Below are 12,163 nucleotides of genomic sequence, written 5' to 3'. Positions count from 1 at the left end.
ATGAAAGTATTGATTATAGAAGATGAACCAGAATTGGCAAAAAATATGATCAGCTATCTTTCTGATCAGAACTATTTGTGCGAACTGGCCATTGATTATCAGGAGGCGTTGGATAAGATTCACTTTTATACCTACGACTGCATTTTGCTTGATTTGATGTTGCCAGGTGGAAATGGTATGAAGATACTGGATGAATTAAAAGCACAAAATAAAGAAGATGGTGTAATTATCATTTCAGCAAAGAATTCACTGGAAGATAAGATTATGGGCCTTCAACTGGGTGCGGATGACTATTTAGCAAAGCCTTTTCATCTGCCTGAACTTGCTGCGAGAATATATTCCATTATCAGACGACGGAATTTCGGAAATTCAAATGTCATTGAACAGAATGAAATAAAAATTGATTTGCTGGCAAAAACTGTTTTTGTGAACGATGAGCGAGTAATTCTTACCAAAAAGGAGTTCAATATGCTGGTGTTTTTTATTGGGAATAAGAATAAAGTGATTTCAAAAAGCGCTTTGGCGGAACATTTGTCGGGCGACCTGGCGGATATGCTCGATAACCATGATTTTATATATGCGCATATCAAGAACCTGAAAAAGAAATTGCAGGAAGCAGGAGCAGGCAATTACCTGAAAACGCTTTATGGTAACGGTTACAAATGGGAAATATGAAACTGCTGGATAAACCACTTAAAGCCTTTGCAACCTATGCACTGGTAGTGCTGATTTGCAGTATACCAGTCTATTTTTTTATCATAGACAAGATCTGGATTCACGAAATAAACGAGCATAACCTTATTGTAGCGGAATCAACTAAAAAGAACCTGCTAAAATTGAATTTTAATGAACAGCAGTTGGAAGAGTCTGTTAAATTGTGGAATAGTCTGCAGCCAGAAACTAAATTGCAGCAGGTTAATGGCTTAAAGCCTGATAGTACCTATAACCTTTATCGCGAAAATACCTATATGCCCGACAAGGGGTACGACCGCTATCATGGATTGGTTACCTATTTTAATATTGGTAGCAAGCCATATAGTCTTACAGTAGAAACGAATATAGAGGAAAGTTATGAAACGATAGCCGCAATAACAGCCATAACTGTGTTGTTCTTTATCATTTTGTTAATCGGTTTCATTAAGCTGAACAAAAGGATATCTGCAAAATTATGGATGCCTTTTTACCAGACATTGGAAAAGATTAAGGCCTTTGATCTTAACCAGCAACAAACTATTCCGTTTGAAAAGAGTGATATTACCGAATTTGAGGTGATGAATACCAGTATCAATAAACTGATTGAAAGTAATGTCGCGGTGTTTAGACAGCAAAAAGAATTTACTGAGAATGCTTCACATGAACTCCAAACGCCACTTGCGGTAGTGCAGGGAAAACTTGATCTGCTCATTCAGAGTGATGCAATTACAGCGGAGCAATCTGTCATTATAGAAGAGACAAATAATGCCCTTTCCAGAATTTCAAGGATCAATAAAAACCTGTTGCTGCTTGCTAAAATTGAAAATCAACAGTTTTTAGAGAAAGAAAAAATTAACCTGGCAGAGCCACTTCAGGAGATCCTTGAATTGCTTTCTGATATGCTGGAAGATAAATTGCTATACCTTGACCTTTCCCAGGATTGTTTTGTAGAAGGCAATAGGATATTAGTGGAAATTATGCTTACCAATCTGCTTGTGAATTCGATCAGGCATACCGGTCCGAAAGCGCAAATCAATATCAGCTTAAAAACAGATCGTCTGGTTATTTCCAATACCGGATCCTCTACATTAGAAACAGAAAAACTATTTAAACGCTTTAGTTCCGCGGCTATCCAAACCCCAGGAAGTGGTCTGGGACTTTCAATAGTTAAAGAAATTTGCAAACGTTACAACTGGGATATTCAGTACGATTACATAGAGGACCTGCATACCTTTACAGTAAGCTTTTAATATTTCTGGTTACCTGACAAATAATTGAGTATCGATGACTTTATTGTGAAACTCCGTTACCGGATATTTGCTCTCAATGAGTTGTAGCAGCATTTCAGTTGCGGTTTCTCCCATTTCAAATGCCGGTTGTCTCACAGAGCTGATCGGATATTCAAAAAGATTCAATACATCAGAGTTACTAAAGCCTGCGAGGGCAATTTGTTTAGGAACTTTAACATTTAATTTTTTCAATACTTCGAGGCAACCAATAGATAAACGATCACCGGCAATACATATGGCATCGGGTTTATCTTTAAGATTCAGAAGTTCTAAAACCGCTTGCTCTGTCTCTTCAGGAAACATTCCGCCATGCGGACAGTGTTTTATATAATCCGGATTGAGTTTAATGTCATGTTTGTTTAAGGCTTCCGTGTATCCACGTAAACGCTCAATACTAATAGAAAGATGATCGGAGCTGGTTAGATGCGCAATTTTTCTACGCCCTGATTGTATCAGGTGAGTGGTGGCATTAAAAGCCCCCTGTTCGTTGTTCGCAGTGATTTTATGCGTATGGATGTCGTTCGGTATACGATCGAAAAATACCATAGGCATGCCTCGTTCATGTAAATATTTTAAATGTGCAGTATCAGCTGTTTCTGCTGAAAGCGAAACCAGAAGCCCGTCAACAGATCGGGATGCAAGATGCTGGACATTTATTTTTTCACGGTCATAAGACTCATGAGTTTGGGTAATGATCACATGATAACCTTTGTCGTACGCAATAGATTCTATCCCATTAATCGCCTGCGAGAAATAATGATTGGCCACCTCACTTACGACTACGCCAATGGATTTACTCCTGCGTTCTTTTAGACTTAAGGCATTGGGGTTCGGCTGGTAGTTAATCTTTTCTGCGTAATCAAAAACGAGTTTCTTTGTTTTAGCACTGATCTCATAAGTATCTCTTAAAGCCCTGGAAACAGTAGAGGTGGAAAGACCTAAGGCATTGGCAATATCTTTTAAGGTAGGTGGCTCGAACATAAAACAAAAATAAGATGCAATATAAGCTTATTATAGATAAAATATCGCTCTGTCACCGGCTTCTTGGGAACGATTGCACAAATTTTACAGGTATGCTTCAAAATTTTATGCCGGAAACAATGTAATTTGTTGAGGATTATCCTAGCCATAAAAACCGAATATTTTGATGAAGCATTTGTTAATAACTGTTATGAGTGTATTGTTCTTTTATACTGCATTTGCTGATGAAAGAAGCAGGATTGTAGTCGCAAAGGATGGCAGCGGAGACTTTAAAACTGTACAGGAAGCCATAAATGCAGTTCCTGATTTTAGAAACGAGGTTACTGTTATTTTTATTAAAAATGGAGTTTACAAAGAAAAACTGAATCTTTCGGCTTCTAAACGAATGGTGAAAATGCTGGGCGAGAGTCTTGATCAAACCATTATTACTTACGATGACTACGCACAAAAGAAGAATCGGTTTGGTGAAGAAATGGGGACTTCGGGTTCCTCTGGATTTTATATTTACGGCGATCGTTTTTCAGCTGAAAACATCACCTTTGAAAATACTGCAGGACCGGTTGGGCAAGCTGTGGCTTTATGGATTGCTGGCGATAAGGTAAGTTTTTTTAACTGTAGAATGCTCGGATTTCAGGACACGCTGTATACCTACGGTAAAGGAAGCCGGCAATACTTTTATAAATGCTATATCAGTGGTACGGTCGATTTTATTTTTGGCTCGGCAACAGCGGTTTTTGAAGACTGTACCATTTATTGTAAGCGGGCAGGTTACATTACGGCAGCATCAACACCAGACACATCAAAATATGGGTATGTGTTTAAAAACTGCAAAATCGAAGGCTCAGCGCCGGAAGCAACAGTTTATCTTGGTCGGCCCTGGCGCCCGACCGCAAAGACGGTATTTTTAAATTGTGAACTCAGTCCGGTTGTAAAGCCGGAAGGCTGGCATAATTGGAGTAACCAAAACAATGAAAAGACTGCTTTTTATGCAGAGTATCAGAATAGGGGCAAAGGAGCAGTAGCCTCAAAAAGAGTGGACTGGTCACATCAACTAACGGATGAAGAGGCTGCGAATTATACAACGATTAAGATTTTCAACGGTTGGGATCCCGCAAAATAGATGAGATCTATTTGGGGGCTATGATGCTAAATTGAGGCTGAAAAGCACATTCTAATTTTGTTTTTGGCAACGATTGCACATTTATTTTCAGCCTTTTAGTTTTAAACTTATGCAAAACTGCGTAGACTTGTTTTTGTTGAATAATAATCAAATATAAATCATGCGTTTAAATATGAAAAAGATAACCTCTGCTATATTCGCCGTGCCCCTGTTTGTCTTGTCGTTTAATTCCATTGCGCAAAATAAAAATACCCAAAGTGTTTATTCTTTCGATAACCTCCCGGTAGTTGCCGCAACCTCTTTTAAAGCAGATACCATCAGTATTCTTAAATACGGGGCGAAGAATGATGGATTAACCTTAAACACCAAAGGGATTAATCAGGCCATAACAGATTGCAATAAACGTGGTGGTGGGGTCGTATTGATTCCCGAAGGTTTGTGGCTGACAGGGCCGATTGAATTAAAAAGTAATGTAAACCTACATTTGGCAAAAAATGCTTTATTACAATTTACTAAGGATTTTAATGAATATCCTATTGTAGAAGGGAATTGGGAAGGATTGCCGCAAATGCGTAACCAGTCGCCAATATGGGCTGTTAAACAGGAAAATATCGCGGTTACCGGTTATGGCATCATAGATGGGGGCGGCGACGCCTGGAGAATGGTGAAAAAAGAAAAACTTACCGAAAGCCAATGGCGGAAGTTGGTAGCGTCAGGAGGTGTACTGAGTGAGAATCAAAAGTTATGGTATCCTTCAGAAAAGGCACTTAAAGGTGCTGAAATTAAGGATGCCGGTGTAATCACAAAAGAAAAAGACGCTGCTTTTTATGAAGGGATTAAAGACTTTTTACGCCCTAACTTATTGGTATTGACCCGTTGTAAAAGAGTTTTATTGGAAGGTGTGACTTTTCAGAACTCAGCGGCATGGAACCTGCACCCTTTAATGACCGAAGATTTAACCATCCGTAATGTTTATGCTAAAAATCCATGGTATGCGCAGAACGGTGATGGTCTGGATTTGGAATCCTGCAAAAATGTATTGGTAGAAGGCAGTACCTTCGATGTAGGTGATGATGGAATTTGTATCAAATCCGGACGTGATGCTGCGGGTCGTGAGCGCGCTATGCCAACGGAAAATGTAATCATTCGTAACAGTACCGTTTATCATGCACATGGTGGTTTTGTAATCGGTAGCGAAATGTCTGGCGGAGCCAGAAACATATTTATATCTGACTGTACATTTATTGGAACAGATATCGGTTTGCGTTTTAAAACTACAAGAGGACGTGGTGGCGTAGTGGAAAATATTCATGCCAGGAATATCAATATGAAAGACATCCCCGGAGAGGCGATTCTGTTTGATATGTATTATGCTGCTGTTGATCCGGTACCATTAACAGGAGAAAAAAGAGAAGCCCCAAAAGTAGAATTGTTACCTGTTACTGATGGAACACCTGTTTTCAGGAAGTTTTACATTAGCAACGTGGTTTGTGATGGTGCAGAAAAGGCTGTTTTTGTAAGAGGGTTACCTGAAATGAATATTACCGATATTTATCTGGACAATTTAACCATTAAAGCCAAAGAAGGGATTGATATTCAGGAAGCAAAAAACATACAGATCACCAATGCGCATCTTGATGTTAAAAATGCAAAACCTTTAATTTACATTCAAAATGGAAAATCTATTGGACTGAGTAATATAGGTTATGATAAGGCCGATTTGCTGATCAAAATAAATGGCGATAAAAATGCAGATATTAAATTGTCGGAAACTGACACCAAAAAAGCAAAGTCACAAACAGAATTTGGATATGGCGCGGCATCAGGTGTATTGAAAATAAAGAAATAATAAATAAAATTATATGAAGACAAGTACCTTATTGATTTGTTTTCTAACCACAGGGCTAGGGTTTTTATACAAGGGTGTTTGCGGGCAATTGGATAGGAATCAAAAGAACTCCCCGATTGATCCCATTGCAGAAAACATGCTGGCTTACCAGCGAAGTATCGGTGGCTGGCCTAAAGCAGTGGGTAAGGAGCTTATAAACTATGATAAGGCACTTGCAGAAATCGAAAGAGCTGCAATTAAGGCAGATTCTTTGCGTAGCGATGCTACAATAGATAATAAGGCGACATCAAAAGAAATCAGGTATCTGATTAAAGCTTTTAAAGCCAATCCAGATCCCCGGTACCTGGCCGCGGTACAAAAAGGAGTTGACTATTTGCTGGAAGCTCAGTATGGTAACGGTGGATGGTCTCAATATTATCCTGATCGCAGCACTTATCGAGGAGAGATCACCTATAACGATAATGCCATGATCAATGTGCTGAATATTTTACAGGACATTGTGGAAGGAACTAATGATTTTGATCAGCTCAATGATGTTTACAAAAACAAAGCTCACTTAGCAGTTCAAAAAGGGATTTCCTGTATTTTGAAAACGCAGGTAACGGTAAATGGTACGTTAACGGTTTGGTGCGCACAATATGATGAAAAGACCCTGAAGCCCGCAAAGGCAAGAGCATTTGAGCTGATCTCCTTAAGTGGAATGGAATCTGTAGGGATCACTGAATTCCTGATGCGGATTGAAAAGCCATCTGAAGAAATAAAAAATGCAGTCAACAGTGCTGTTGATTGGTTTAAGAAGTCGAAGATAGAAGGTTATGAATTTGTTTTTGTTGAAGATCCGAAAGATCCTAAAGAAAAAGATAAGGTATTAATTGCTAAATCTGGTTCCGTAATATGGGCTAGATTTTATGATATTGATACAAATGAACCTTTTTTTTCCGGCAGAAATAGTGTAAAAGTGAAAACTGTAGCGGAAATAGAAAAAGAGCGGCGAGTGGGGTATTCGTGGTATGGCACTTGGCCGGCAAATTTACTGGTAACGAAATACCAGGTCTGGTTAAAAAAAGTATAGACTAAACGCAATCGTTACCGATAACGTTTGCGTAAATAATTACCTTAAAACTGCGTTTTTAACTTATAATATTTGTGTAGACTTGTTCCACGACCATATTAAAATTAAATATGAACTTATCAAAAGATACTTTAAGCGACATCAATTCTGTTGGCTTAATCATTCCTGAAGAAGCGTTATTTAACCTTCCTGAAAAAGTATTGCAATTTGGAACAGGAGTGCTCTTGCGTGGCCTTCCAGATTATTTTATCGATAAAGCAAACCGTAACGGTCTTTTTAATGGTAGGGTAGCCGTTGTAAAGTCGACCAGCAAAGGCGGTACAAAAGAGTTCGATGAACAGAATAGCTTATATACGATATGTGTGAGGGGAATTGAGAACGGGCAGGCAGTCGAAGAAAACATCATTTCATCTGCCCTCAGCCGCGTTCTTACTGCCGATCAGGATTGGGAGGTGATTTTAGGTATCGCCACATCTCCCGAGCTAAACATTATTGTATCCAACACTACAGAAGTTGGAATACAACTGGTAAAAGAAAGTATTGATCAAAAGCCACCGCTATCTTTTCCGGCAAAGTTGCTCGCCGTTTTATACGCTCGTTATAAAGCTTTAGGGACAAATGAACAAGCAGATCTAGCAGTAATTGCTACAGAATTGATTCCTGATAATGGAAAAAAGCTGGAAGCCATTGTACTTGAATTGGCCGCATTTAATGAACTTGAAGCTGAATTTACAACATGGTTAAGTAGTCATATCCGTTTTTGCAATTCGTTAGTAGACCGTATTGTCCCTGGTAAACCCGATGTTGCGGCTTTGGTTAAACTGGAAAAGACACTAGGTTATACAGATGAATTGATCATCATGGCCGAGCCTTATCGTCTTTGGGCAATTGAAGGTGATGAAAAAGTTTCGGCGTTGCTGGGCTTAGAGGCTGCAGATCACGGCGTAATTGTAAGGCCGGATATCGAAATCTTTAAAGAGTTAAAAGTACGTTTACTGAACGGATCGCATACGCTTACTTCTGGAATTGCCTATTTATCAGGTATTGATACGGTTACTAAAGCAATGAGTAATGAAGTAACCCGTAAATATGTAAAAGAATTGATGATGCAGGAAATTGTAGGTGCAATCCCTTATCCTGTTGATGAGGCAGAAGCTGTAGCATTTGCGAATACTGTTATTGACCGGTTTGCAAATCCTAATATTGAGCATTTATGGATCAATATCACTTTCCAGTACACCATGAAGATGAAGATACGCGTGCTGCCGGTGCTGTTGAACTATTATAAATTAAATGCTAAAGTACCAACGCATATAGCCTTTGGTTTTGCCGCATTCCTTTTGTTTATGAAAGCTTCGAGAAAAGAAGGCAATCAGTATTTCGGTAATTATGAAGGCAATGAGTATGTAATTACCGATGCCGAAGCCGCGTACTTTTATGATAAAGCAATTAATCACGAAGCTGATTATGTAGATTTAGTGTTGGCAGACAGTGGATTGTGGACTGCTGATCTAAATGAGCTTGAGGGTTTTAACGCAGCGGTTAAAGAAAATTATAACAATATATTGAAGAATGGAATGGCTGACGCATTAGCTTCCTTCGATCAATCTTTACAAGTATCAAAATAATGAAACAGAGAATATTAAAGGTTCACCCAAAGGATAATGTGCTGGTGGCGCTTACGGACCTTGTGAAAGGGGAAGAAGTTATTTACGAAGGAAAATCTTACCTGTTAACAGATAATGTACCTGCGAAACATAAATTTACAACTACAGATTTAGTGGTTGGCGATCAGCTGATTATGTATGGTGTTTTAGTAGGCAAGGCTCAGATAGATATTCCGGTAGGTTCAATTATTACGACTGGTAATATCAAACATGCGGCTACAGAGTTTAATACTACCGATGCGCATATCAACTGGGAAAAACCAGACATCACGGAATGGAAAGATAAAACCTTTAACGGTTTTCATCGCAATGATGGACAGGTAGGTACTGCAAATTACTGGTTGGTTATACCTATGGTATTTTGTGAAAACAGAAATCTTGAAGTATTGCAGGAAGCATTGATGAATAACCTGGGGTATGGAAGAAATGAAACTTACCAGTCGCAGGCTAAAGAACTAATGGCACTTTATGAAAAAGGAGCCAGTGTAAATGATATTTTAAATGCTCAGCTTACTTATTCGGAGAATGCTACAAAGCAGAACCGTATGTTCCCAAATGTAGATGGAATTAAGTTCTTGACACATACAGGTGGCTGCGGTGGTACACGTCAGGATTCTGAAACACTTTGTGGCCTGCTTGCTGGTTATATTACCCACTCTAATGTAGCAGGGGCAACGGTTTTAAGTTTAGGTTGTCAGAATGCACAGGTGAGTATTCTTAAAGAAGAGATTGAAAAGAGGAGCCGAAACTTTGATAAACCGCTTTACATCCTTGATCAGCAAACAATAGGCAAAGAATCTGAATTACTGGGACAGGCCATTAAACAAACTTTTGCTGGTTTGATTCAAGCTAATGCAAATGAAAGAAAACCGGCGCCATTAAGCAATTTGTGTATCGGATTGGAATGTGGTGGGTCAGATGGTTTCTCTGGTATATCGGCAAATCCGGCAATTGGTTATGCTTCTGATTTGTTAGTCGCCCTTGGTGGATCAGTAATTCTTGCTGAATTCCCTGAACTTTGTGGCGTTGAACAGAACCTGAGCGACCGTTGTGTGGATAAAGAAGATGCTGAGCGTTTTGAGTACCTGATGAAGACGTATAGCAAAAGAGCTACGGAAGCGGGATCAGGGTTCGATATGAACCCTTCTCCTGGAAATATTAAAGATGGATTGATTACAGATGCCATTAAATCTGCAGGGGCAGCTAAAAAAGGTGGTACGTCGCCTGTAGTTGCAGTATTGGATTATCCTGAGAAGGTGTCTAAACCTGGGCTGAACTTGTTGTGCACACCGGGTAATGACGTAGAATCTACTACTGCTGAGGTAGGTTCGGGTGCCAACGTAGTGCTTTTTACTACAGGATTAGGTACGCCAACAGGAAACCCTATTGCTCCGGTAATTAAAATTTCGAGCAATACGAAGTTGTTTAATAAAATGAGCGACATTATTGATCTGGATACAGGACCTATTATTGAGGGTGATGAAACCATTAAGGAGGCAGGAAGCCGTATTTTAGAATATGTAATTGGAGTGGCAAGTGGTACAACTACGGTAAGTGCGGTGCGTCATATTCAAGATGATTTTATTCCATGGAAAAGAGGGGTGTCTTTATAAGACACTATTGATAAATATTGAGACATATATACTATATATAAAATAGCATTAGATGAAGAATTTTTTAGACGAGAACTTCCTTTTAGAGACGAAAACGGCAGAGAAGCTGTTTCATGAATATGCGAAACATATGCCTGTGATAGATTATCACAATCACTTGATTCCAGAGCAAATTGCAAATGACATCAATTTTGAAAATATAACACAGGTGTGGTTATATGGAGACCATTACAAATGGCGTGCTATGCGTGCAAATGGTGTTGATGAATATTACATCACTGGTGGTGCTACCGATCTGGAGAAATTTAAAAAATGGGCAGAAACAGTACCTTATACATTAAGAAATCCATTATATCATTGGACACATCTGGAGCTTCAGCGTTATTTTGATATACATGAAGTATTGTCAGCTGATAATGCAGAACGTATATATCATGAGTGTACCGCAAAGTTGCAAACACCGGAGTATTCAGTGCAGAACCTTTTGCGTAAAATGAAGGTGGAGACTTTATGTACTACAGACGATCCTTTGGATAGTCTTGAATTCCATCAGAAAATTAAAAATGATGGAGTAGACATTAAAGTATTACCAGCTTTCAGACCGGATAAAGCGATGAATGCAGATGACGTAGCTGGATTAAATGCATACATCAATAAACTTGCGGAATTGACAGGAACAATGATCAATGATTTGGATGGGTACTTATCAGCACTTAAATCCCGTCATGATTTTTTTGCTGCAAATGGATGTACAGTTTCAGATCATGGTTTGGAGCAAATTTATGCGGAGGACTATACTTTTGAAGAAGTAAAAGAAATTTTTACGAAAATAAGAGGTAATGCAGTATTGACTTTGGAAGAGGTTTTGAAGTTTAAATCGGCAATGCTATTTGAATTTGCACTTTGGGATCACGAAAAAGGTTGGGTACAGCAATATCACCTGGGTGCTTTAAGAAACAATAACAATAGATTGTTGAGTCAGCTTGGACCAGATACAGGCTTTGATTCGATCGGTGACTTTAGTCAGGCTAAGCAGCTTTCCAGGTTCTTAAACAATCTGGATTCGCAGAACCGTTTAGCGAAAACCATTTTATATAATCTGAACCCGGCAGATAATGAGTTAATGGCTACGATGATCGGAAACTATAACGACGGAACTGTTGCTGGTAAAGTACAGTGGGGGTCAGGATGGTGGTTTCTTGATCAGAAGGATGGGATGATCAAACAGATCAATACCTTGTCTAACATGGGGCTGTTGAGCCGTTTTGTAGGTATGCTTACCGACTCCAGAAGTTTCCTGTCTTACCCTCGTCATGAATATTTCAGACGTATTTTATGTAATCTGTTTGGTGAGGATGTAGAGAAAGGGGAGCTGCCTGATAATACGGAGTGGATTGGACAAGTTGTTCAGGATATCTGTTATAACAATGCTAAATCTTATTTTAACTTTTAATACTCAGTTTTAATTTTGGATATGCCCTTGTAGTTTTTACTGCAGGGGCTTTTTTGTATTAAGGGGTAGCATATGTATATATACTACTCTTCACACCTTATCCACACTTCTTTCAACGCACAGCGATAGGTAATGGTCTTTTTGTAAAAGATCTGTGGGCAAGGTGTAAAAGGATGTGAGGATGATGTGCAGGTTAAGATCTTATGCGTATTTGGTTTTTGTGGATAGCTGCAGAACAGTATTGGAGGGGGATTGTGGTTTGGTATGCATTAGCAGATCATTCGGACCTCAGTGGTACCTTCCAGGTACTTCGTATGTGTTTACACCTATGAGGTACCTATGATGTACCTAGAAGGTACCTGGAATCTACCTGCTTGTTCCAAACCGTACCCAGGCAGGATCGGGCCGCTGACCAGGGCTGGCTGC

The 12,163-nt window shown here is 39.2% G+C and carries 9 protein-coding genes; 8 read left to right on the top strand and 1 reads right to left on the bottom strand.

The annotated features are described in order from the left end of the window. Together R2Q84_RS14025 and R2Q84_RS14020 are read left to right on the top strand one after the other, a co-directional pair. Window positions 1-675, top strand: coding sequence for a response regulator transcription factor (locus R2Q84_RS14025; RefSeq protein WP_316817191.1), 675 nt, complete (start codon window positions 1-3; stop codon window positions 673-675). Continuing rightward, entirely contained in the window at window positions 663-1,943 is a 1,281-nt protein-coding gene (locus R2Q84_RS14020; protein ID WP_316817190.1) for a HAMP domain-containing sensor histidine kinase, read from the top strand. The genes R2Q84_RS14025 and R2Q84_RS14020 overlap by 13 nt, the downstream gene beginning before the upstream one ends. Window positions 1,944-1,952: 9 nt before the next feature. On the opposite strand, the gene R2Q84_RS14015 is transcribed toward R2Q84_RS14020, so the two are convergent. After that, complete coding sequence (locus tag R2Q84_RS14015; protein ID WP_316817189.1) at window positions 1,953-2,963, bottom strand: LacI family DNA-binding transcriptional regulator; 1,011 nt, start codon at window positions 2,961-2,963, stop codon at window positions 1,953-1,955. Window positions 2,964-3,129: 166 nt separating this feature from the next. Here R2Q84_RS14015 and R2Q84_RS14010 point away from each other — a divergent pair, with 166 nt between their 5' ends. The 6 genes from R2Q84_RS14010 to uxaC all read left to right on the top strand — a co-directional run bounded on the left by R2Q84_RS14010 (window position 3,130) and on the right by uxaC (window position 11,737). Further along, window positions 3,130-4,083: a pectinesterase family protein gene (locus R2Q84_RS14010; RefSeq protein WP_316817188.1), complete on the top strand. Its 954-nt coding sequence runs from the start codon at window positions 3,130-3,132 to the stop codon at window positions 4,081-4,083. A 172-nt stretch (window positions 4,084-4,255) separates the two neighbouring features. Further along, window positions 4,256-5,932 carry a glycoside hydrolase family 28 protein gene (locus tag R2Q84_RS14005; RefSeq protein WP_316817187.1) on the top strand — a complete coding sequence of 559 codons (1,677 nt, stop codon included), beginning with the start codon at window positions 4,256-4,258 and terminating at the stop codon, window positions 5,930-5,932. Window positions 5,933-5,945: 13 nt separating this feature from the next. Continuing rightward, window positions 5,946-7,004 carry a pectate lyase gene (pelA, locus tag R2Q84_RS14000; protein ID WP_316817185.1) on the top strand — a complete coding sequence of 353 codons (1,059 nt, stop codon included), beginning with the start codon at window positions 5,946-5,948 and terminating at the stop codon, window positions 7,002-7,004. A gap of 110 nt (window positions 7,005-7,114) precedes the next feature. Continuing rightward, window positions 7,115-8,632: a tagaturonate reductase gene (locus R2Q84_RS13995; RefSeq protein ID WP_316817184.1), complete on the top strand. Its 1,518-nt coding sequence runs from the start codon at window positions 7,115-7,117 to the stop codon at window positions 8,630-8,632. After that, on the top strand, window positions 8,632-10,284 hold the full coding sequence (locus R2Q84_RS13990; protein ID WP_316817183.1) for an altronate dehydratase family protein: 1,653 nt from the start codon (window positions 8,632-8,634) through the stop codon (window positions 10,282-10,284). Before R2Q84_RS13995 ends, R2Q84_RS13990 begins: the two co-directional genes overlap by 1 nt. A 52-nt stretch (window positions 10,285-10,336) precedes the next feature. Continuing rightward, window positions 10,337-11,737, top strand: a complete 1,401-nt coding sequence (gene uxaC / locus R2Q84_RS13985) for a glucuronate isomerase (protein WP_316817182.1) — start codon at window positions 10,337-10,339, stop codon at window positions 11,735-11,737. The last annotated feature ends 426 nt before the right edge of the window (window positions 11,738-12,163 follow it).

The organism is Pedobacter nyackensis (assembly GCF_032678475.1).
GTDB lineage: Bacteria > Bacteroidota > Bacteroidia > Sphingobacteriales > Sphingobacteriaceae > Pedobacter > Pedobacter nyackensis_A.
This window is presented reverse-complemented; position numbering and strand designations above follow the sequence as displayed.